Source organism: Acidovorax sp. LjRoot74 (genome assembly GCF_964254355.1).
Classification (GTDB): domain Bacteria; phylum Pseudomonadota; class Gammaproteobacteria; order Burkholderiales; family Burkholderiaceae_C; genus Acidovorax.
On record NZ_CAXUTI020000001.1, the window covers coordinates 4,570,997 to 4,591,546 of the forward strand.

Consider the following 20,550-nt stretch of genomic DNA (forward strand, 5'->3'; position numbering starts at 1 on the left):
CCAACGCCCGCCCCAACGTTCACCCCAGCGCCCGCCAGGCGGGATACTTTTGATTACGAGCGGTTGCTCAACTCACATCCGGGGCGAAGACAATAGCGGGCATGTTCCACATCGTCCTCGTCGAACCCGAAATCCCGCCCAACACAGGCAACATCATCCGCCTGGCGGCCAACACGGGTTGCACGCTGCACCTGATCGAGCCACTGGGGTTCTCGATGGAGGACCGGTTGATGCGCCGCGCGGGGCTGGACTACCACGAGTACACGCGGGTGCTGCGCCACAGCGGCTGGACCGCTTTTTTGAGGGACGCGCAGCCCGACGCCACGCGCATGTTTGCCATGACCACACACGGCTCGCAGCCGGTGTTTTCCACCTGCTTCCTGCCGGGGGACTGGCTGGTGTTTGGCGCCGAGACCCGGGGGCTGCCCGCCGAGTTGCGTGAGAGTTTCCCGCCCGCCCAGCGCCTGCGCCTGCCCATGGTGGCGGGCCAGCGCAGCCTCAACCTGTCGAACGCTGTGGCGGTGACGGTGTTCGAGGCATGGCGCCAAAACAGCTTTGCGATGCCCGACGGCCAGATCACTGTGGAGCCCGAGGGCACCATCATCAGCGGCTTTGCGCAGCTCAGCTGAAAGGGGCTATCCCCGCTTCTCCGCCATCGCCAGCGGCACCTGCTCGGTCAGGAAATCCAGAAACACCCGTGTGCGCGCTGGCAGCATGCGGCCTGAGGGCAGCGCCGCATAGATCGTGTAGCGCGAAAAAATCCAGTCTGGCAGGATGTGCACCAGTTCGCCCCGCGCCAGGTGGTCCTCGGCCAGCAGGCGCGAGGTGACGGTCACCCCCGCGCCATCCACGGCGGCGCGCATGAGCAGCTCGGTGCTCATGGACTGCAGCACCGCAGGTGTTTCCACCTCCTCATCGGGCACATCGGGCCGCAGCGACTGCAGGCGCAGCTTGCGGCCCGGTCCCATCTGCGCGCGCACCGGCGCACTGGAGTCGCGCAGGAAGTCGTGCTGCGCCAGGTCCTGCGGCTCGCGCGGAACACCCCGGCGCTTCAGGTAGTCGGGCGACGCCACCACGATGGCCTCGCCCTGTACCAGCGAGCGCGCCACGATGTTGGCGTCGAAGTCTTCGCCCACCACCATGATGGTCACGTCGAACTCGTCCACCCGGCTGGAGGCAAAGGCGTCCATGCTGATGTCCAGCATGAGCTTTGGGTAGTGCGCATGCCACAGCGCCACCATGGGCGCGAGGAAGTTGGTGGCCAGCACGGGCGCGGCCACGATGCGGATGGTGCCGCGCAAGTCGCGCGTGCTGGCGGCAGCGGCAGCCTCGGCGTCGTCGATCTCGTGCAGGATGGCGCGCACCCGCTGCAGATAGGCCTCGCCCGCGTCGGTGAGTGAGAGCTTGCGCGTCGTGCGCTGCAGCAGGCGCGTGCCCAGGTGCTGCTCCAGCTCGGCCACCATGCGGGTGACCACGGGGGGCGACATGTCCATGGCGCGGGCGGCAGCGGCAAAGCCGCCCTCCTCCACCACGCGCTCGAAAATTTTCATGGCTTGCAGGCGGTCCATGGTTCAAGCCTCCTGCCTAAAAACACGAGCGCCTAACGAGAGCGCAGTCCGTGGAACACGCGCGAGCCAGGCCAGCGATCGCCGCGCAAGGGCCGCCCACGCTGCGTAGCGGCGCTTCACTTGCGTGCACTGGCGGTGTCCCCCTTCCCGAATGGCGCAGCCATTCGAGAGAAGGGGGAAGCGGCGCAGCCGCTCAGGGGGTTGTCCCTCTACGCCGGGGCGCCGAAATTGCGTGCCAGCGATTCGGCCACGCACACCGGCTTGTCGCCGCCCTCGCGCTCCACCGTCACCAGCCAGGTCATCTGCATGCCATCGGGTGCGATCGGCTCGGCGGCCTGCAGCGTCAGGCGCGCACGCAAGCGGCTGCCCACTGGTACGGGGGACGTAAAGCGCACCTTGTTCAGACCATAGTTCACGCCCATGCGCGCGCCCTCGATGGTCAGGCCCGACTCGAAAAACTGCGGGATCAGCGACAGCGTGAGAAAGCCGTGCGCAATCGGCGCGCCAAAGGGCCCGGCCTTGGCACGCTCGGGGTCCACATGGATCCACTGGTGGTCGCCCGTGGCCTGGGCGAACAGGTTGACCTGTTCCTGCGTGATGGTGATCCAGTCGGTCACGGCGACCTCTTGGCCCACGCAGGCGCTGACTTCGGAATAAGAGCGGAAGATTTTCATCGTTGCAATGTAGCCCTGCACCCAGGCGCGCCTTGTCTGCCGGGTGACAGGTGTTTTCCCGGAGGGCTTGTTGTACGTTGTACTTCACGCTGTCCTTCAAGAATTGAGCCAGGTGCAAATGCCCTGCCACTGCTCCAGGTCGCGCGCCACGCGGCCCGGCGCCACGTCAAACAGCGTGAGGCCATGCGCTGCCAGGTGCACATAGTTCTGCGTGTCGCGCAGATAGCCCAGCACGGGAAAGCCCAGGCTGTCCACAAAGTGGTGCAGCTGCTCGGCCGCCTTGGTGCGCGCATCCACCCGCATGCCGACGATGCCGATCTGCACCCCCTCGGCGCGGCGGTGTTCGGCCAACTGGTCCAGAAAGCTGCGCGTGGCAAAGATGTCGAACACGCTGGGCTGCAGCGGCACGATGATCTTGTCGGCCAGCTTGAGCACGTCATTCAGGCGCCAGCCGTGCAGCCCGGCGGGCGTGTCGAGCACCGCGTGCGTCGTGCCCTTGGGCGGGCGGCTGATCACGTCCGAGCTGGTGTCCCAGCCGCCAATCGCGCGTGCGGCCGGAGGGCGCAGGCCCAGCCAGAGCCGGGCGGATTCCTGCCGGTCGGTGTCGCCCAGGATCACGGGGTGCCCCTGGCTGGCAAAGTAGCCCGCGATATTGGTGGACAGCGTGGACTTGCCCACTCCGCCCTTCGGGTTGGCGACAACAACTACTGGCATGACAAGCTCCTTGGAATCTGCAGGTCCATGAAAAAATACAAGCCAAATCAGCCCTCTGCGCCTGATAGGCAAGCGCTTCAAGCTATCAAATCAAGAGCATAAAGACATCGCTGCACGCTAGCAACACGCGCTCAGGCGTGCTGGCCACCGCGCTTGACGAAGAACAGCCCCGCCCCCACCGCCATCAGCAAACCGCCAAACACGCGGTTCTGCGCGCGCACCGCCCGGGCGCTGCGCATCAGGCGGCGCAGTGCGCTGGCACCAAAAGCGTAGCCGTGCATCACCACCACGTCCACCGTCACGGTGGTGGCGGCCATCACCAGCAGCTGCGTCCACAGCGGGCGTGTGTCGGTCATGAACTGGGGCAACACGGCCACCATGAAGATGATGCCCTTGGGGTTGGTGGCGTTGGTCAGAAAACCGGTGAGGCAGCGCTTTTGCCAGGTGCCCGCAGCCTCGTGCTCATCGCCCTGCGCAATGGGCGCATCGCCCGCGCGCCACTGGTTGAAGCCCACATAGATCAGGTAGCACGCGCCCAGCACCTTGACGACGCTGAACGCCAACTCGGACGCCAGCAGCAGCGAGCCCACGCCCGCCCCGGCGATCAGCAGAATCAGCAGCAGGCCCAGCTGCAGGCCCAAAATCGTGGCGCCCGTCTTGCGCACGCCGAACGACAGGCCATGGCTCATCGACAGCACCGCCCCCGAGCCCGGCGACACCGCAATCAGGCACGATGCCGCAAAAAAAGCCAGCCAAGTCTGCAAGTCCATGAGTCACCAAGCCCGAGTGCGAAGAAGGGCACGCATCTTAACAACGCCTCCACGGGGCGGCCATGGTTTTCTATATAAAAAAGGCTTCTACCGCGCAACCCCATTGCCGCACAAGCTATCAAATTTGAAGCACCCATGCGGCATGGCGCAGGCAACCTTCCACAGCGCTGCAGCAATGCCAAAATCCTGACATCCCACGCCCGCCCGCACCCTGCGGCGCCCGCCCCTCCGCCACAGCCCTCAGGGCACTCCGCCCTTCCGCCCTCCATGGAACACGCACCCACCTGGCTCACCTACGGTTTTCTGTACCTCACCGCTGCCGTGCTGGCCGTGCCCATCGCCAAGGCGCTGGGCCTGGGCGCCATCATTGGCTACCTGGCGGCAGGCATCGCCATCGGGCCCTGGGGCCTGGGGCTGGTCAGCAACGTGCAGGACATCCTGCACTTTGCCGAGTTCGGCGTGGTGCTCATGCTCTTCCTCGTGGGGCTAGAGTTGCAACCCAGCCGCCTGTGGGCGCTGCGCCGCCCCATCTTCGGCACGGGCACGGCCCAGGTGCTGGGCTGCGCGGCGGCGCTGTTTGCGATGGGCGCGCTGGCGGGCCTGCCCTGGCGCGTGAGCCTGGTGGGCGCTTTGGGCCTGGCGCTGTCGTCCACGGCGATTGCGCTGCAGGTGCTGGCCGAGCGCAACCTCATGCGCACCCAGAGCGGCCAGGCGGGCTTCTCCATCCTGCTGTTCCAGGACGTGGCAGCCATCCCCATCCTGGCCATGCTGCCGCTGCTGGGCGCTGCCGGGGCGGCCGACGCCAGCCACACCCCTGGCGACCTGGTGCTGGAGGCCCTCAAGATCGTCGGCGTGATCGCTGCCATCATCCTCGGCGGGCGCCTGCTGCTGCGCCCCGTGCTGCGCTGGATCGCCAAGAGCAACACCCCCGAAATCTTCACCGCTGCCGCACTGTTGCTGGTGGTGGGCATCGCCTACCTGATGGTGCTGGTGGGCCTGTCGATGGCGCTGGGCGCCTTCCTTGCTGGCGTGCTGCTGGCCGACAGCGAATACCGGCGCGAGCTGGAGGCCGACATCGAGCCCTTCAAGGGCCTGCTGCTCGGGCTGTTCTTCATCGCCGTGGGCATGAGCATCGACTTCGGCGTGATCCTGCGCTCGCCCGGGCTCATGGCCGCCATCCTGGTCGGCTTCCTCGCGGCCAAGGCTGTCGTCATCTACACCCTGGCCAAGGTGGTCGAGATCCCCTACCAGGAGCGCCCCGTCTTCACCCTGCTGCTGGCCCAGGGCGGCGAATTTGCGTTTGTCGTCTTCCAGGCCGCCGCCGGTGCCAGCGTGTTCCCGGCAGAGACCGCATCGCTGCTGATCGGTGCCGTGGCGCTGTCGATGCTGATCAGCCCGCTGCTGCTGGTGGTGATGGACCGCGTGCTGCTGCGCCGCTACGCCAAGCTCAAAACCGCCACGCCCCAGGCCGAAGAAATCTCCGAGCCGCAAGAGGCGCCCATCATCATCGCGGGCTTCGGCCGCTACGGGCAGATCGTCTCGCGCGTGCTGCTGGCCCAGGGCATTCCCACCACCGTGCTCGACCACAGCGTGGACATGCTGGAAGTGGCCCGCACCTTTGGCTACCGCGTGTTCTACGGCGACGCCACACGCCTCGACCTGCTGCGCATCGCGGGGGCCGAACACGCCCGCATCCTCGTCATTGCCGTGGACGATGCCGAACAATCCCTCCAGATCGCCAAGCTCGCGCGCGAACACTTCCCCCAGCTGCAGGTGGTGGCCCGCGCCCGCGACATCACCCACTGGAACAAGCTGCGCGACCTGGGCGTGACCCTGGTGCAGCGCGAGCTGTTCGAGGCCAGCCTGCAAAGCGCGCACACCGTACTGGAGCTGATGGGCCTGCCCGCCGCGCAAGCCACTGCCATCACCCAGCGCTTTCGCACCCACAACATCGCCCTGGCCGACCGCATGTACCCCCACCACAAGGACCGCGCCAAATTCATCGCCGTGGCCCGCGAGGGACGCAACCAGTTGGCCGAACAGATGGCGAAGGAGCGGCAGGAAAGTGCGGCGCTGCACGCAGCGGAAGGGGCGTACCCGGGGTATGGCGGGGCGGAGGGTGCCGAGGATGGGGAAGCGGCTACTTCCATCCAGAAATTAGATAAAAAATAGGCTTCCTCGCTCGACCATCATGCCTTTTTAGCTATTTATTTGATAGCAAATTGACTTCACCCGGTGTGGAGGACTTCAGACAGCGCATCTGCAGGGGTTGACCAGCCGAACAAAGTGGCGCGCAAACCGCTTTCGCGCCAGTTACAAATGGCTTTCGCGCCACTTATGTGGCGCGATTTCTTCTCGCGACATACAAACTGACGAATCGGTACTGGCCTGCTGAAATCGAGTGCACCACGCCCAATCGTTAGGTCAATGACCTAGACGCTAAGCACCGCAAGACTCGCTTCTGGGGCATGCCGCAACTTCCGCCATGAGCCCAAAGACGTCGGTCGTTATCTGCGATTATTCTGCGACTCGTGAGGGCGGACAATAAGCCTCGCGTTCGCCTTTGAGAAGATGTCACTCGATGAGTTTTCCATACATCCAAGACGCGATCTAACTATATGAATCGCCTGCCCGCTATGGTTTCTGTAGCTATCGGTTGGCCGCTAATTTGTGGCGTAACTCTAGCAATCCTCCTTTTGACCGGCATGGGGACGGAGGAGTCGAGGTACTTTTCAGCTCATGTCGCCGGGGCCTTCTTTGTAGTCCAAGCAGCAATTGCAGGTGCATTGCTTTGGAAGAGAAAGAACCTTGCCGCAGTCCTGGTCGTTTGGGGGCCAGTCGGAATAGTAGTAGCTGCAGCCGACCTCGTGTCATTTCTCTCTGGAGTGTTTAGGTAGGCGTCAACAAGGCAGTGCACGAATGTGCGATAGCTGAGTCACTTTTTGTACGCCTCAAACACAACACTGATGACCACCTTCTCACATCGCTGAGTACCTGCTCCTGGCCGAAGGCAGAAGTCTAGCCTCCGAGTTCAGTTTGGGCTCCCAGCGGGGCCGAGCGCCGCTACGTGGGTTGCAACCTCGTTTCAACGATACGCTTCGCGTTATCCAGGGATAGCCAACAAAGTCTCCGTTTTTGCGTCGCACGGGATTGCGGTTATCCCAACTCCCTTCATCAAGGCACTGTGGCTCCTCGCGCTCCAGCCCCTTTAATGCAAAATTTCAAACGATAACCATTCGCATTACAATCCACCACCTCCCGCCAGCCAACGTCCCCTGTCACGTGAGCCAGCGCCCCCAGCGTTTGTCGTCCGCTCACCTTCATCGGGACCCCCATGCCTTCTCAGCCCCTGCGCTCCGCGCGCTCCGCGCACGCCCCGCGCTTGCCATCCGTCCGCGCGGCCCGCTTCTTCACCCTGACCCCACTGGCCCTGTGCCTCGCCCAAGCTGCCCTCGCGCAGCAGGCCAGCGCACCCACTGCAGACCCGGCAACGGCCGCCCCCCAGTTGCAGGAAGTCCGCATCAACGCCAGCACCGAAAAAGACATGGGCTTTGCGCCCGTCGAGGCGCAAACCGCCAGCAAGGCGCCCATGCGGCGGCTGGAGACGCCACAGTCGGTCAGCGTGGTCACGCGCGAGCAGATGGAGTCGCGGCAGATCACCAACGTGCAGCAGGCGCTGCAGACCGTGGCGGGCGTGAGCCCCGTCAACTTTGGCCGCCGGGGGTTTGACGACCTCAACATCCGGGGCTTTCGCTCCACCGAATCCATCCTGGTCGATGGCCTGGTGCAAAGCCCGGGCATGTGGGCCAAGCTGCAGCCCTATGGCTACGAGCGCTTTGAAGTGCTCAAGGGCACGGCGTCGGTGCTCTATGGCCAGGTGCAGCCGGGTGGCATCGTCAATGCGGTGAGCAAGCGGCCCAAGAAAGAGGCGCTCAGCGAAGTGGGCGTGGAGGTGGGCAGCTTTGGCCAGCGCACGCTGCAGGCCGACATCAATCGGCCGCTGTCCGAATCGGGCAAGACGGCGCTGCGCATCAATGCGCATGTCTCTGACGTGGACGACCCCACACAGTTCGTCTACCGCAAGGACCGGTGGTTTGCGCCGTCGCTCTCCATCGACCTTGGCGCGCAGACCGACCTGGTGCTGTTTGCCACCTACAGCCAGAGCGAGTGGATGCGCCAGCAGGGCATCACGCCCTACGGCACGCTGCTGCCCAATCGCAACGGCACGCTGTCCCGCACCATGTTCACGGGCGACCCGAGTTTTGGCGTGTATGACGTGGAGAGCACCACGGTGGGCTATGCGCTGGAGCACAAGATGTCCGACGCCATGACCTTCCGCCAGAACGTGCGCTACGAGACCGAAAAGGGCACGGGCAACTTCGTCTCCAACCAGGCGCTGCAGGCCAACCAGCGGCTGCAGAACCGCCAGGCCTCGCGCCAGTACATGGACTACGACCTGCTGGCCACCGACACCTCGCTGCTGTCGCGCTTTGAAGCGCTGGGCGTGAAGCACCAGTTGGTCACGGGCCTGGATGTGCGCAGCGGCACCAGCCTGCTGGCCAGCCGCACCTGCCGCATTGGCGCGCTGGACCTGTTCGCGCCCGTGTACGGCATGCAGGCCACCTGCCCCGAGGCGCTGACCAGCGACGCGCCTTCCAAGCTCACCGTGGCCGGGCTGTATGCGCAGGACCAGATCAAGTTCGGCCAGGGCTGGACGGCGCTCGTGGGCCTGCGCCGCGACTGGTCCACCAACGACACCAACAACCGCGTGGCCAAAACCCAGACGCGCCAGAAGGACAGCGCCACCACGCTGTCTGCCGGGCTGGTGTACGAGTTCAAGCCCGGCTGGGCCGCGTATGGCAGCTATGGCGAATCGTTCCTGCCCCAATCGGGCCTGACCTTTGCGGGATCGAACTTCGTGCCCGAAACCGGCAAGCAGTGGGAGGCGGGCGTGAAGTACGAGTCCCCCAACGGCCAGATCACCGGCGCGCTCGCGGTCTTCGACCTGGTGCGCGAGAACGTGACCACGGCCGACCCGGTGAACACGGGCTTCAGCGTGCAGACCGGCGAGCAGCGCGCACGCGGGCTGGAGCTGGAGCTGGGTGCGGACCTGAAGAACGGCTGGAAGCTGACCAGCGCCTACACCTACACGCAGACCAAGGTCACGCGCGACAACAACGCCGCCATCGTGGGCCTGCCGCTCAACCTCACGCCGCGCCACACGCTCACGGCATGGGCCATCTACAAGCTGCCGCAGTATCCGCGCGTGACGCTGGGCGTGGGCGGGCGCTATGTGAGCGAGCAGATCGGCTCATACCCCTTCACGCTGCCGTCGTACTTTGTGGCCGATGCGTCCATCAGCTACGTGGGTGAGAACTACCGCATCACCGCAGGCGTGAAGAACGTTTTCGACAAGGCGTACTACGACGGCGCGATCAACGCCAACGTGGTGTCGCCCTCGCTGCCGCGCAACTTCAGCCTGGGCGTGACGTACTTCTTCTGAAGCACAGCCCCACCCCCTGATGCCCGCACACCATGACCAGCCAGCGCACGCTCAACCGCCTGTTCACCCTGCACTCCTGGGCGGGCATCGTCACGGGGCTGCTGATGTTCATCGTGTGCTTCTCGGGCGCAGTGGTGGTGTTCAAGAACGAGATCGACCTGTGGGCCAACCCGTCGCTGGCCCAGCTGCCACGCGCTGAGAAGCCCGCCCCGCTCGACACGGTGCTGGCCCAACTGCATGCCAGCTACCCCGGCGCGACAGTGGAAACCATTGCGCTGCCCGATGCCGTCAACCCGAGCTACTTCGCCTTCGTGCGCGAGCGCGGCGCCCCGGCCAACACGCGCACCAAGGTGGCCTTGCGCTCCGACACGGGCGCGGTGGTCGGCCCGGTGGACAGCCAGCTCGGCCAGTACCTGCGCATGCTGCATGTGTTCCTGTTCTTCGGGCCGCGGTGGATCGTGGGGTTCCTGGGCGCGGCCATGCTCGTGCTCATCGCCACCGGCATCGTCATTCACCGCAAGATCCTGGCCGAGCTGTTCACCCAGCGCTGGGGCCGCAGCTTTCGCGTGGTGATGTCGGACCTTCACAAGTCTGCGGGCATCTGGGGGCTGGGATTTCACATCCTGATTGCAGCCACGGGCGCCTGGATGGGGCTAGCGCCGCTGTTTGAACAGGGCTTTAAGTACGTGACCACCACCAGCACCGAAGCGGCAGCCCCCAAACCCGCGCGCAAGGCCGAGGGCAGCGAGCCCGCCCCGATGCAGTCGCTGGACGCGCTCTACGCCACCGCGCAGCAGGCCGTGCCGGGGCTGGAGGCGCGTTATGTGTCGCTGCGCCGCTGGGGCACCCGCACGGCCGAGGCGGGCTTCACCGGCAACCTGCAGGGCCACCTGGCCAGCACCGCGCGGGTGGACATCCTCGCTGCCACCGGCGTGCCGAAAAAAGTGCACGACCCGCGCGCGGCAGGCTTCTGGTCGCTGGTCAACGGGCTCATGGAGCCGCTGCACTTTGGCGACTTTGGCGGGCTGGCGCTCAAGTGGCTGTATTTCTTTCTGGGCATGACGCCCGCGTTTTTGTCGATCTCGGGCACGCTGATCTGGCTGGATGCGCGCCAGCAGCGCAGGCGCGAGGCCGAAGCGGCGCAACAGGCTTCGGCAGATGGCATGGCGGCTGCGGGCTGACCGCCAGGCCCCACGATTTTTCACGGCTGCGCCCATCATGCAACGCTTCTTTCTGGCCCTGCACGCCACCACACCCGCAGCACTCATCGTGGCCGTTTTCGTGCATTTTTGGGGGCCTTCGGGCCTGCCCACGCTGTCGCAGCGGCCCGTGTGGGCGGTGTGGGCGCTGATCGGCGTGTGGCTGCTGATGTCGGCCCTGGCCGCGTGGGCGCTGCGCACCCTCGCGCTGTGGCGCGTCGCACTGGGTGGCGCGGGTGCGCTGCTGGCCGTGGCGGGCATCACCGGGCTGGTGCTGGGCAGCGCGCAGGCACCGGCCATGTGCGCCAGCCTGGTTGCCGTGGGCCTGGCCTGCGCAGGCATTGCGGCTTTCATCGGCCCCCAGCGGGTACAGGCACCCCGGCGCAAGGTGGTGCGTCACCCGACGGCTGCAGCGGCCCCAGCGGGCGCCGCCACGCATGCCGCCACAGCCACAGCGCGCCAGCGTCAGCACCCGCGTGGCTGGAGCCGCTGGGTGGCGCCCGTGCATTGGCCGTTCTGGCTGTGTGGCGTGCTGGCGGTGGAGTCGTTCCGCCTGGCGCACATCGTGGCGACCGAGCCCGCACGCTCGTCGGGCATGCTGGGCCTGCTGCTCGCCTTGCTGGTGGCCCTGCCTGCCGCCACTCTGCGCCACTGGACACCCCGCGCCTCGGCCACGCTGTGGCTGCTGACCGCGCTGGCCTTTGGCGGCCTGGCGGCCAAGGCGGGCCTGTGGCAGTGGGCCACCGCAGCGGTGCTGTGCATGGCCGCTGCAGGCGCACCGCTGCTGCGGCGGCAGCACCTGTTGCGTGCCCTGCGGCGGCAACCGGCGCAGCCCCGCAGCCACCACCCTTCGGAGGCCGCATGACCGAGGAACTCATCGGCGCCAGTGCCGCGCTGGCATCGCTGATCGGCCTAAGCCACTGGGCGCGGGCCGTGCCCACCCGCGCCTGGGGCGACGGCACCCCGGGCCGCACCCGGGCCTGGGCCATCGCACTGGGCACGCTGGTGCTGCAGGGCATGGCAGCGGTCGCTGCCGCCGGGCCCACTGCGGGGGTAGCCCTGATCTTCGCCGCCTGGATGGCACTGGGCTGGCTGCTGGTGCTGGCCATGAACCTGTGGCCCGAGGCGGCGCTGCGCTGGGCACAGCGCCTGGGGGTGCTGGGTGGCACGGGTTGTGTGGTGGCGCTGGGCTGGCTGCTGCTGCAGGGGTAAGGCGGCGGGCGGCGTGAGGTGCACCCTCGGCGCCCGCAGACCTGGTATTGGAGTCAAAAACGGCCTTTGCGCCTGACCACCATACCCTTATAGCTATATTTTTTATAGCATTCACATTCATAACGCTGCGCACGGCGGCGCCGCCGTCCCACGGCACAATCGCGCCCATGGACCAGTTGCTCGACGCCCCCTGGGTGCACACCCTGCGCTTTCTTCTGGAGGTGGCTGCCACCGTGGCGTTTGCGCTGTCGGGCGTGATCGCCGCCGCGCGCAAGCGGCTGGACGTTGTGGGCGTGTGTGTGGTGGCGTTTGTGGCAGCGTTCGGCGGCGGCACGCTGCGCGACCTGCTGCTGGACCAGCGGCCCTTCTTCTGGGTGCGCCACACGGGTTTTGTCTGGGGCATCCTGGCGCTGTGTGTGGGAGCCATGCTGTTCATGCGCCAGCGCCACTTCAAGCCCACCGAGCGCGCCATGCTGCTGCCCGATGCGATCGGCCTGGGCCTGTTTGCCGCTGTGGGCGTGGACATCGCCACTGCCATCGGCATGCCCCCCATCATCAGCGTGATGATGGGCGTGACCACCGGCGTGTTCGGCGGCGTGCTGCGCGATGTGCTGTGCAACGAAGTGCCCCAGGCCTTCAGCGACCACCGCCCCTACGCCCTGTGCGCGTTTGCCGGTGGCTGGGCCGACGTGGCCCTGCGCCATCTGCAAGCGCCCGACTGGGCGCCGCTGGTGGTCTGCGTGCTGCTCACGGCCGGGCTGCGCGGGCTGGCGCTGTGGCGCAACTGGGAGCTGCCCGCCTGGCGGGTGTGACAGGGTCATGCGCATTCCACGGCAGAAGCTGGCGCACCCGTGACAGCATCCCGCGCACAGAAGCCACACACTGATTCCCGACAGACTGCAGGAGACACCCGCCCATGACCAGCCCCCCTACGCCCTCCCACCTGCGCGCCACGGCCCTCATCGACAGCGACACCCCCGCCGTCCAGGCCTTTGCAGCCCAACACGCACGCGGCACCACCGACCGCGAACGCGCCGTCGCCCTGTACCTCGCCGTGCGCGACGGCTTTCGCTACGACCCCTACCGCATCGACCTGTCGCCCCAGGGCATGACCGCCAGCACCATGCTGGCCAACGGCTACGGCTGGTGCGTGCCCAAGGCCGCGCTGCTGACGGCCGTGTGCCGCGCAGCGGGCATCCCCGCGCGCATGGGCTTTGCCGACGTGCGCAACCACCTCAGCACCGAACGCATGCGCGAGACGATGAAGACCGACCTCTTCATCTGGCACGGCTACACCGACATCTGGCTTGATGGCGCCTGGCGCAAGGCCACACCGGCCTTCAACATCGAGCTGTGCGAACGCTTCGGGCTGCTGCCGCTGGAGTTCGACGGCGAGAACGATTCCATCTACCACCCGTTCGACAAATCGGGCGCACGCCACATGGAATATGTGCACCAGCGCGGCGCGTTTGACGACATGCCGCTCGCGCAGATCGTGGCGGACTTCCGCTCGGTGTACCGCGGCTGGCTGCCCGAGGACGGCGCCACCCACAGCAGCCTGCAGGGCGCAGATTTTTCGCAGGACGTAGAGAAGGAGGCCCGCGCATGAGCGGCCCCGCCGAAATCCCCGCAGGTTTTGCGCCGCTGCAGTCCGGCGGCCCCTTCATCCAGCACAACGGCCCGCTTTACCTGCGGCATGAAGGCAGCACGGTGCAGTTCGGCTTTCGTGTGGAGCGGCGCCATGTGAACCCCATGAACAACCTGCACGGCGGCATGATGGCCAGCTTTTGCGACATGCTGCTGCCGCTGTCGGTGCACCGCAAAAGCAGCGAAGTGGCAAACCGCTTCCTGCCCACCATCAGCCTGCAAATCGACTATCTGGCCCCCGCCCCGCTGGGCGCCTGGGTGCAGGGCGAGGCCGAGCCGCTGCGCGTCACGCGCTCGCTGGTGTTTGCGCAGGGCCTGGTCACCGCCGATGGCGTGCCCTGTGCGCGGGTGAGCGGGGTGTTCAAGATCGGGCCTGCAGTGCCCAGCAACGCGGTGGAGTGAGCCCCGCAGGCTCTGCATTGCAGCGCGCGTCAATGTGCCCTTGTGCTGATGCCCCCTGGTTGCATCGTCACACCGGCTGCCCTTGAAAATTCATAGATACGCGTTTTTGAAAACTTATCGCATATCTATGAATAATGAATACCATTCGGCTCTCCTTCTTCTGAAAACCACAATTAATGCATAGATGTTCAAAAACCATCGATTGAACTAACATCTATGAATGCCATCCCAAAATACCAAGCCCACTGACTACCCCCAGGCGGTTCTTCAGCAAATTGCGTTGCTCGCGCAGAACATCGTGATTGCACGCAAGCGCCGCAAGGAAACGCAGGCCCAGTGGGCACAGCGGCTGGGCGTGTCGCAGCCCACCATGGCGCGCATCGAGCGCGGCGACCCGTCGGTGTCCATGGCGTCGTATGTGATGTGCATGTGGCTCATCAACCAGGCCCAGGGGCTGGCCGATCTGATTGCGCCGCAGAACGACCTGGCATCGCTGGAAAAGGAAGTAGCAAGAGTCCGCCCGCAGTCCGCAGCCCCCTATCCAGCGAAGAAAGAGTCAAGGACGGGGATTGGGAAGGCAGTGGGCAAGACCAGGCCCGCCGCCTTGCCTGCATTGGCGAAGGCCGAACACGTCGTGAGGGAGCGGGAAGGCTCCTTCCGCAAACCCCATGCAGCGAACACAGCCAACATGGCCGCGCAGGGCTCGAAGCTAGTCCATGAGGAAAAGATCGCACCAGCGCGGCAACGCGCTGGCGCTGGTACGGGCACGGGCATGCGCGAACGCCTGCACAACAGCACCGCCGCAGGTTTGGCCGCACTGATCTCAGGCCAGAAGAAAGTGCAGCCATGAAGCTGCGCGACGAGGTGTGGAAAGTCACCCCACGCTCGTATGTACCCACGGACAAGCTGTACGTCTGGGCGCTGGTCAACCCGGATCAGCCCGTCCTGGCCGGAACCGTGGGCCTGTCACAACTGGTACCCAACTGCGCCACCTTCAGCTACGCCGCAGACTGGTGGCAATTTGCACTGAGCGAAGACCTGCCCCTGCTGGCAGGCCAGATGTTCACCGCAGGCCATAAGGACAGCGCACCGGGCGCCATCGACGATGCGCGGCCAGACCGTTGGGGCGAACGCATCATCCGCCATATCGACCGCCCTGCGCGCCTGTCAATTCTGGAGATGCTGCTGTTCGCTGGCGACGACCGCTTTGGCGCCTTGGGCATCTCCACCTCAGCCGAGCACTACATCCCCCGGCGCATCGGGCCGTATCCGCAATTGCGCGATCTGGAGGCTATGGTGCGGGCCGTGCGGGCGGTGGAAGAGGTGCAGTCTCAAGCCCAGATCACACCTGAAATCCAGCGGCTTGTGCAGCCCGGCGTGACGCTGGGGGGCGCGCGGCCCAAGGCGCTGCTGCAAACCGAAAACGGCCCCTGCGTGATCAAGTTCAGCGAGCTGGACGACAGCGTGGATACGCCCCTCATCGAGCACGCCACCATGACGCTAGCGGCCCAAGCAGGCATCCATGTTGCCACTACGGGCGTGCTGCCCATTCCATCGCGCTTGGGCAGGGGGCCGCAGCGCCATGCACTCACGATCCAGCGGTTTGACCGTGTGCAGCTGAACAAGCTGAACCTGCGCGTGCACTGCATCTCTGCCAAGACAGCCCTGGTAGCGGCGGGACTTGCCCAAAGCTACGGAGCACTTTCCACGGTGCTGCTGCGCCAGGCGCACCCCGACCGGCAGAAAGCATTGCGCGAAGAGCTGTTTCGGCGCATGGTGTTCAACATCCTCATGGACAACACCGATGACCACGAGCGCAACCACTGCCTGCGCCTGGGCTTTGACGGCTACTACGACCTGGCCCCCGCGTTCGACGTGGTACCCACGCTCCAGAACATGGGCTACCAGGCCATGGTGGTGGGCCAGCACGGTGCGCAGTCCACGCTGGACAACGCGCTGACCGAGCTGAGCGAATTTGGCATCACCCGGGCACGTGCCATCGCGCTGATTCGGGAGGTTGCCCAAGCGGTCGAGCAATGGCCGCTGCATTTTGCGCAGCACGGCGTCTGCGCGGCTGACATGGAACAATTGGCGGCCAGCATCGACCGCGATGCGCTCCGGCAGCAGCGCCGGGCGTTCTGCTGAGCTTGCTTCTGCGCAGGCCTCAACGCCTCTCAACGCTCTTGCTCACCTAGCCGCTCCACCACAAACTCCACAAACCGCGCCAGCTTGGGCAGTTGCCGCCGGTCGGGCGCATACACCAGGTGCATGGGGCGCGGCGCGGGCAGGCAGGACTGCATCACCGGCACCAGCGCACCGCTGGCCAGGTCGTCGGCCAATAGCACCTCGGGCTGCATGATGAGGCCCAGGCCGCGCAGCGCCGCCTGGCGCAGGCCGTCGCCCTGGTTGCACACAAAGCGCGCGTTCTCGGGCCAGAAGAACTCCTCCTTGCCGTCGCGCAGCGTCCACTCCACCCGGCGCTGCCACACCGAGTGGCTCAGGCACTGGTGCCGTGCCAGGTCGGCCGCGCGCCTGGGCGAGCCGTGGCGCTGCAGGTAGGCGGGTGCTGCGGCAATCACCATGCGGTAGGGGCGCAGCGGGCGCGCCACCAGGCCCTCGTTCACCACCTGGCCAATGCGCACGGCCACGTCAAAGCCCTCGCCTGCCAGGTCCACCACGCTGTCGGTGAGCTGCAGGTCCACACGCACTTGGTCATGCCGCTGCAGAAAGTCGGCCACCAGCGGTGCAATCACGTGGTTGCCCAGCGTGAACGGCGCACTCACCCGCAGCAGGCCCTGGGGCACGGCCCGGCTGCGCTCCACGGCGGACTCGGCCCAGCGCACCTGCTCCAGCACGCGTTTGCTGTCTTCATAGAACGCGGCGCCCACCTCGGTCAGGCTGTTCTGGCGCGTGCTGCGCTGGAACAGGCGGGCGCCCAGGTGGGCTTCGAGCTGCTGGATGTGTTTGCCCACCATCACGGCGGAGATCTGCAGCTGGCGCGCGGCGCCGGCAAAGCTGCCCGCCTCCACCACCGCCACCATGACTTCCATGTTGCGCAGCTTGTCCATGGATATTCCTAATCAATAGTTAGCACAAGCATAACTTGCAGGCACTTTATGCATTGATTGATTAGCAAAAGAATCGGGGTGTCAGTTCTTCATCAACCCTTTTTGACACCCAAGGAAAACACCATGTCCAAGATTCTTCTCATCGGCGCCAGCGGCACCATCGGCCAGGCCGTGCTGGCCAACCTGGGCGCACGCCACGACGTGATCACCGTGGGCCGCAGCAGCGGCACACACCGTGCAGACTTCTCGCAGCCAGGCGCGGTCGCCCAATTGTTCGAGGCGGTGGGCAAGGTGGATGCCATCGTGAGCACGGCGGGCAATCTGCACTTTGGCCCGCTGGCAGAGATGACGGCCGAGCAGTTCAACATCGGCCTGCAGGACAAGCTGCTGGGCCAGGTGCAGCTGGCACTGGTCGGCCAGAATTACCTGAACGATGGTGGCTCCATCACGCTCACGGCGGGCATCCTGTCGGTCGAGCCCATTCGCAACGGCGCCAGCGCCACAGCGGTGAACGCGGCCATCGAAGGTTTTGTGGCTGCCGCCGCCATCGAGCTGCCGCGCAGCCTGCGCATCAACGCCATCAGCCCCACGGTGCTGGCCGAGTCGATGGACAGCTACGGACCGTTCTTCCCAGGGTTCGAGCCCGTGCCCGCCGCGCGCGTGGCGCTGGCCTACCAGCGCAGCGTGGAAGGTGCGCAGACGGGGCGTGTGTACCGTGTGAACGCCTGATTGCAGACAGCCAATCAGTCTGCTTTTGATAGCAATGATCCTTTACCCATCAAGCGTTACCTGCAATTTCTATTAAACCTCTGACTGCACAAAGGGCCAGCGCCTTCTCTACCCCGAGAGGAGGCTCCCGGCCAGTTGCCCTAGCTGGCGCACTGCCTGCTCCAGCTCGCGCGTCCAGGGGCGGGCAATGTTCAGGCGCAGGTAGCTGGTGTATTTGGCACTGGTCGAGAAAAGCGCACCGGGCGTGAAGGCAATTCCCTGGAACACGGCCAGTCGCAGCAGCGCGAGCGAATCCACGGGCTCCGGCAGCTCCAGCCACAGCCACCATCCACCCGCAGGGCTGTGTACGCGCGTGCCTACGGGAAAGTGCTTGCGTACCGCCTCGGCGGCGCGCGGCGCAGTCTGGGCCAGCCGCTCGCGCAGGCGGCGCAGATGCGGCTGCAGACCACCAGAGTGCAGGAACTCGGCCATGACCGCCTGCTCCAGCCAGGGGGCCGCCAATGAAGTGCTGAGCTTGAGCGACTCCATGCGCGCATGCCAGCGCCCGCCCGACGTCCAGCCCAGGCGAAAGGCTGGCGCAATGCTCTTGCTGCTGCTTCCGCAGTAGATCACGCGGCCGTGGCGGTCCCAGGCCTTCACGGGTTGGGGCCGGTGCGGCGTGTGCGAGAGGTCTCCAAACACATCGTCTTCGATCAACGCCAGGTCGTACTGCTCCACCAGGCGCAGCAAGCGGCGCTTGTTGCGGTCGGGCATCACATGGCCCAACGGGTTCTGAAAATTGGGCATGGCCACCACGGCACGCACGCCGCTTTGGTGTTCCAGCGCGTATTCCAGCGCTTCCAGGCTCATACCTTCGCCCGGCGTGCAGGGCAACTCGATGGCACGCAGGCCCAGATTGCCCAGCATCTGCAGCAGGCCAAAGTACACAGGCGACTCCACTACCACCGCATCGCCCGGCCGGGCCACAGCGCGCAGCGCCACATTCAGCGCCTCGGTGCTGCCATTGGTCACCAGCAGCTCGTCGGGTTGCAGGTCCAGCCCGTAGGTGGCCATCCATTCCACCAGTTCGGTGCGCAGCGCGGGCAGACCGCTGCCGGTGGGGTACGTGCCCAGCATCTCGGGCTGGCTGCGCAATAGGCGCTGGGCGATGCGGGCCAGCGCGTCGGTGGGGTACCACGCGGGCGCCGCATTGGCCAGGTGCAGCCCCCACTGCAGGGGCTGCTGCGTGGTCAGTGCATAGAGCAAGGTCATGCGGTGATCCAGCGACACCAGGCGGTCGAACTCGACCGGCGGAGGTGCGGGCTGCGGGCCGACATGCGGATGTCGCGAGCCCAGTTCAGCGGCCGTGTCCAGCTGGGCGGAAGCAGTGCGACCCGAACCTGGCTGCGCAACATAAATGCCCGATTTGTTGCGTGCCTGTACCGCGCCCAGCACTTCCAGGTGGCGGTAGCAGCGCACCACGGTGGCCACACTCACGCCCTGTGCAGCTGCCAGCGCGCGCACCGAGGGCAGGCGCTCGCCCGGTGCATAGCGCCGCAGGGCAATATCGCGGCGCAAATGCTGTGCGAGTTGCAGGTAACTGTGCTGCAGTACAGATGGATTTTTTGACATCTGTACAGCATAAACCTGGCGCAGGCTGTGCGCGCAAAGTGCACGCTTGTGGGCACCATGGCCCCATGACACAGCCCCCCCCTCGCCACTCCACCAAGTCCTCACCGGCCGCCGCGTCCATGGTCGCGCCAGCCTCCCTGCACACCCCTGCTTTGAGTGCCGCCCCGCTGGTGGGCGTGGCGCCCGGCACCGCGCTGCAGCCCAGCGCGGCCAGCCGCACTCCGGGCAGCGCGTGGGCAGCCACCACCCACGACCTGTTTCCCGCCATGGTGGCGGGGCTGGTGGCCGTGCTCATCTCGTATGCGGGCCCCTTGTTGCTGGTGCTGCAAGCCGCGCAGGCAGGGCATCTGTCGGCGGCGCAAGTCACCTCATGGGTCTGGGCCATTTCCGTGGGTGCAGGGGTGTGCGGCGTGTGGATGAGCTGGCGCCACCGCGTGCCGGTGGTCTGTGCCTGGAACACCCCCGGCGCGGCGCTACTGGCCAGTGCGCTGGTGACCCTGCCTTACAGCCAAGTGGTGGGCGGCTATCTGCTGGCCGCGGTGGCCATGCTGTTGATCGGATGGACTGGCGTATTCGACCGCGTGATGGCGCGCATTCCGCGCAGCCTGTGCGCTGCCATGCTGGCGGGCATTTTGCTGCGCTTTGGCGTGGACGCGTTTGGTGCCGCCCGCAGCACGGTAGAAGGCGCACCCTGGCTGGTGGGCGCCATGTTTGCGGGCTACCTGCTGTTCAAGCAGCGGTCGGCCCGCTACGCGATTGCACTCACTTTGCTGCTCGGGGTGGCCCTGTGGAAGTCGCTGGGCTGGGGGGCACAGCCCGCCATCAGCACACTGGGCACACCGCCCGCTGCCTGGGGCCTCGCGTTGCCGGTGTGGACCACGCCAGAGTTTTCATGGGCCGCCATCTTGAGCACCGCCCTGCCACTGGCAGTGCTGTGCCTTACTGGGCAGCAGGTGCCCGGCGTGGCGGTGCTGCGGGCGTCGGGCTACGCTGCCAACAACAACCAGCTCATCGCAGGCACCGGCCTGGCCAGTCTGCTGCTGGCACCGTTTGGGGCCCACGGCATCAACCTTGCGGCCATCACCGCCGCCATCTGCACCGGCGAAGAAGCCCACCCCCTGCCCGAAAGGCGCTGGGTGGCGGGCGTGGCCTGCGGGGCGTTCTATCTGCTGCTAGGCAGCTTTGCCGGGGCCATCACTTTTGCCTTTGCACAATTGCCCGCCGCGCTGGTGAGCACTGTGGCGGGCCTGGCGCTGCTGGGCGCCATCCAGAACGGACTGATCGGCGCGATGGCAGAGCCCAGCGAACGCGAGGCAGCACTGGTCACCTTTGTGGTCACCGCCTCCAACGTGAGCCTGCTGGGCCTGGGCTCAGCCTGCTGGGGGCTGGCGCTGGGGCTGCTGACCTGGTGGGCGCTCAAGCCCCGCGCCCTGGCAAACTGAGCCTGCGCGGG

At 66.1% G+C, this 20,550-nt stretch carries 19 protein-coding genes; 13 read left to right on the top strand and 6 right to left on the bottom strand.

Annotated elements, in window-relative coordinates; genetic code table 11:
• Window positions 1-101: 101 nt before the first annotated feature.
• Window positions 102-629 carry a tRNA (uridine(34)/cytosine(34)/5-carboxymethylaminomethyluridine(34)-2'-O)-methyltransferase TrmL gene (trmL, locus tag ACSQ3O_RS21790; protein WP_298449418.1) on the top strand — a complete coding sequence of 176 codons (528 nt, stop codon included), beginning with the start codon at window positions 102-104 and terminating at the stop codon, window positions 627-629.
• A gap of 6 nt (window positions 630-635) precedes the next feature.
• Here the strand turns inward: trmL and ACSQ3O_RS21795 are convergent, their stop codons facing one another.
• The 4 genes from ACSQ3O_RS21795 to ACSQ3O_RS21810 form a co-directional block, all read right to left on the bottom strand.
• The gene (locus tag ACSQ3O_RS21795; RefSeq protein WP_436140458.1) at window positions 636-1,568 is read right to left on the bottom strand and encodes a LysR family transcriptional regulator; all 933 of its coding nucleotides are present in this window, start codon (window positions 1,566-1,568) and stop codon (window positions 636-638) included.
• Window positions 1,569-1,777: 209 nt separating this feature from the next.
• Window positions 1,778-2,242, bottom strand: coding sequence for a MaoC family dehydratase (locus tag ACSQ3O_RS21800; RefSeq protein ID WP_137745921.1), 465 nt, complete (start codon window positions 2,240-2,242; stop codon window positions 1,778-1,780).
• Between the two features lie 96 nt (window positions 2,243-2,338).
• On the bottom strand, window positions 2,339-2,956 hold the full coding sequence (locus ACSQ3O_RS21805; protein WP_298449421.1) for a ParA family protein: 618 nt from the start codon (window positions 2,954-2,956) through the stop codon (window positions 2,339-2,341).
• Between the two features lie 131 nt (window positions 2,957-3,087).
• On the bottom strand, window positions 3,088-3,726 hold the full coding sequence (locus ACSQ3O_RS21810) for a LysE family translocator (RefSeq protein WP_436140459.1): 639 nt from the start codon (window positions 3,724-3,726) through the stop codon (window positions 3,088-3,090).
• Between the two features lie 267 nt (window positions 3,727-3,993).
• On the opposite strand from ACSQ3O_RS21810, the gene kefC reads away from it, so the two are divergent.
• From kefC to ACSQ3O_RS21860, 10 genes are all read left to right on the top strand, one after another.
• Entirely contained in the window at window positions 3,994-5,898 is a 1,905-nt protein-coding gene (gene kefC, locus ACSQ3O_RS21815) for a glutathione-regulated potassium-efflux system protein KefC (RefSeq protein ID WP_436140460.1), read from the top strand.
• Window positions 5,899-7,060: 1,162 nt separating this feature from the next.
• Entirely contained in the window at window positions 7,061-9,229 is a 2,169-nt protein-coding gene (locus ACSQ3O_RS21820; RefSeq protein ID WP_436140461.1) for a TonB-dependent siderophore receptor, read from the top strand.
• Window positions 9,230-9,261: 32 nt separating this feature from the next.
• Window positions 9,262-10,410, top strand: coding sequence for a PepSY-associated TM helix domain-containing protein (locus tag ACSQ3O_RS21825; protein WP_436140462.1), 1,149 nt, complete (start codon window positions 9,262-9,264; stop codon window positions 10,408-10,410).
• 37 nt (window positions 10,411-10,447) lie between these two features.
• Window positions 10,448-11,293, top strand: a complete 846-nt coding sequence (locus ACSQ3O_RS21830) for a hypothetical protein (protein ID WP_137745914.1) — start codon at window positions 10,448-10,450, stop codon at window positions 11,291-11,293.
• Complete coding sequence (locus ACSQ3O_RS21835; protein WP_137745913.1) at window positions 11,290-11,640, top strand: hypothetical protein; 351 nt, start codon at window positions 11,290-11,292, stop codon at window positions 11,638-11,640. The genes ACSQ3O_RS21830 and ACSQ3O_RS21835 overlap by 4 nt, the downstream gene beginning before the upstream one ends.
• Window positions 11,641-11,807: 167 nt before the next feature.
• Window positions 11,808-12,452, top strand: coding sequence for a trimeric intracellular cation channel family protein (locus ACSQ3O_RS21840; RefSeq protein ID WP_137745912.1), 645 nt, complete (start codon window positions 11,808-11,810; stop codon window positions 12,450-12,452).
• Between the two features lie 104 nt (window positions 12,453-12,556).
• Window positions 12,557-13,249: a transglutaminase-like domain-containing protein gene (locus ACSQ3O_RS21845; RefSeq protein WP_436140463.1), complete on the top strand. Its 693-nt coding sequence runs from the start codon at window positions 12,557-12,559 to the stop codon at window positions 13,247-13,249.
• Complete coding sequence (locus ACSQ3O_RS21850) at window positions 13,246-13,689, top strand: PaaI family thioesterase (protein ID WP_436140464.1); 444 nt, start codon at window positions 13,246-13,248, stop codon at window positions 13,687-13,689. Before ACSQ3O_RS21845 ends, ACSQ3O_RS21850 begins: the two co-directional genes overlap by 4 nt.
• 220 nt (window positions 13,690-13,909) lie before the next feature.
• The gene (locus ACSQ3O_RS21855) at window positions 13,910-14,539 is read left to right on the top strand and encodes a helix-turn-helix transcriptional regulator (protein WP_436140465.1); all 630 of its coding nucleotides are present in this window, start codon (window positions 13,910-13,912) and stop codon (window positions 14,537-14,539) included.
• Window positions 14,536-15,834, top strand: a complete 1,299-nt coding sequence (locus ACSQ3O_RS21860; RefSeq protein ID WP_436140466.1) for a type II toxin-antitoxin system HipA family toxin — start codon at window positions 14,536-14,538, stop codon at window positions 15,832-15,834. Before ACSQ3O_RS21855 ends, ACSQ3O_RS21860 begins: the two co-directional genes overlap by 4 nt.
• A gap of 29 nt (window positions 15,835-15,863) precedes the next feature.
• Here ACSQ3O_RS21860 and ACSQ3O_RS21865 read toward each other — a convergent pair whose 3' ends face one another.
• Window positions 15,864-16,757, bottom strand: a complete 894-nt coding sequence (locus ACSQ3O_RS21865; protein ID WP_436140467.1) for a LysR family transcriptional regulator — start codon at window positions 16,755-16,757, stop codon at window positions 15,864-15,866.
• A gap of 123 nt (window positions 16,758-16,880) precedes the next feature.
• Here ACSQ3O_RS21865 and ACSQ3O_RS21870 point away from each other — a divergent pair, with 123 nt between their 5' ends.
• Complete coding sequence (locus tag ACSQ3O_RS21870) at window positions 16,881-17,486, top strand: short chain dehydrogenase (protein ID WP_436140468.1); 606 nt, start codon at window positions 16,881-16,883, stop codon at window positions 17,484-17,486.
• A gap of 108 nt (window positions 17,487-17,594) precedes the next feature.
• Here ACSQ3O_RS21870 and ACSQ3O_RS21875 read toward each other — a convergent pair whose 3' ends face one another.
• Window positions 17,595-19,097 (bottom strand): PLP-dependent aminotransferase family protein, encoded by a 1,503-nt coding sequence (locus ACSQ3O_RS21875; protein ID WP_436140469.1) that lies wholly within the window; start codon window positions 19,095-19,097, stop codon window positions 17,595-17,597.
• A gap of 65 nt (window positions 19,098-19,162) precedes the next feature.
• Here ACSQ3O_RS21875 and ACSQ3O_RS21880 point away from each other — a divergent pair, with 65 nt between their 5' ends.
• Entirely contained in the window at window positions 19,163-20,539 is a 1,377-nt protein-coding gene (locus ACSQ3O_RS21880; RefSeq protein ID WP_436140470.1) for a benzoate/H(+) symporter BenE family transporter, read from the top strand.
• Window positions 20,540-20,550: the final 11 nt, after the last annotated feature.

Coding starts and splice junctions, on each gene's coding strand:
- trmL (WP_298449418.1), top strand. CDS start 102: ATGTTCCACATCGTCCTCGTCGAACCCGAAATCCCGCCCAACACAGGC.
- ACSQ3O_RS21795 (WP_436140458.1), bottom strand. CDS start 1,568: ATGGACCGCCTGCAAGCCATGAAAATTTTCGAGCGCGTGGTGGAGGAG.
- ACSQ3O_RS21800 (WP_137745921.1), bottom strand. CDS start 2,242: ATGAAAATCTTCCGCTCTTATTCCGAAGTCAGCGCCTGCGTGGGCCAA.
- ACSQ3O_RS21805 (WP_298449421.1), bottom strand. CDS start 2,956: ATGCCAGTAGTTGTTGTCGCCAACCCGAAGGGCGGAGTGGGCAAGTCC.
- ACSQ3O_RS21810 (WP_436140459.1), bottom strand. CDS start 3,726: ATGGACTTGCAGACTTGGCTGGCTTTTTTTGCGGCATCGTGCCTGATT.
- kefC (WP_436140460.1), top strand. CDS start 3,994: ATGGAACACGCACCCACCTGGCTCACCTACGGTTTTCTGTACCTCACC.
- ACSQ3O_RS21820 (WP_436140461.1), top strand. CDS start 7,061: ATGCCTTCTCAGCCCCTGCGCTCCGCGCGCTCCGCGCACGCCCCGCGC.
- ACSQ3O_RS21825 (WP_436140462.1), top strand. CDS start 9,262: ATGACCAGCCAGCGCACGCTCAACCGCCTGTTCACCCTGCACTCCTGG.
- ACSQ3O_RS21830 (WP_137745914.1), top strand. CDS start 10,448: ATGCAACGCTTCTTTCTGGCCCTGCACGCCACCACACCCGCAGCACTC.
- ACSQ3O_RS21835 (WP_137745913.1), top strand. CDS start 11,290: ATGACCGAGGAACTCATCGGCGCCAGTGCCGCGCTGGCATCGCTGATC.
- ACSQ3O_RS21840 (WP_137745912.1), top strand. CDS start 11,808: ATGGACCAGTTGCTCGACGCCCCCTGGGTGCACACCCTGCGCTTTCTT.
- ACSQ3O_RS21845 (WP_436140463.1), top strand. CDS start 12,557: ATGACCAGCCCCCCTACGCCCTCCCACCTGCGCGCCACGGCCCTCATC.
- ACSQ3O_RS21850 (WP_436140464.1), top strand. CDS start 13,246: ATGAGCGGCCCCGCCGAAATCCCCGCAGGTTTTGCGCCGCTGCAGTCC.
- ACSQ3O_RS21855 (WP_436140465.1), top strand. CDS start 13,910: ATGCCATCCCAAAATACCAAGCCCACTGACTACCCCCAGGCGGTTCTT.
- ACSQ3O_RS21860 (WP_436140466.1), top strand. CDS start 14,536: ATGAAGCTGCGCGACGAGGTGTGGAAAGTCACCCCACGCTCGTATGTA.
- ACSQ3O_RS21865 (WP_436140467.1), bottom strand. CDS start 16,757: ATGGACAAGCTGCGCAACATGGAAGTCATGGTGGCGGTGGTGGAGGCG.
- ACSQ3O_RS21870 (WP_436140468.1), top strand. CDS start 16,881: ATGTCCAAGATTCTTCTCATCGGCGCCAGCGGCACCATCGGCCAGGCC.
- ACSQ3O_RS21875 (WP_436140469.1), bottom strand. CDS start 19,097: ATGTCAAAAAATCCATCTGTACTGCAGCACAGTTACCTGCAACTCGCA.
- ACSQ3O_RS21880 (WP_436140470.1), top strand. CDS start 19,163: ATGACACAGCCCCCCCCTCGCCACTCCACCAAGTCCTCACCGGCCGCC.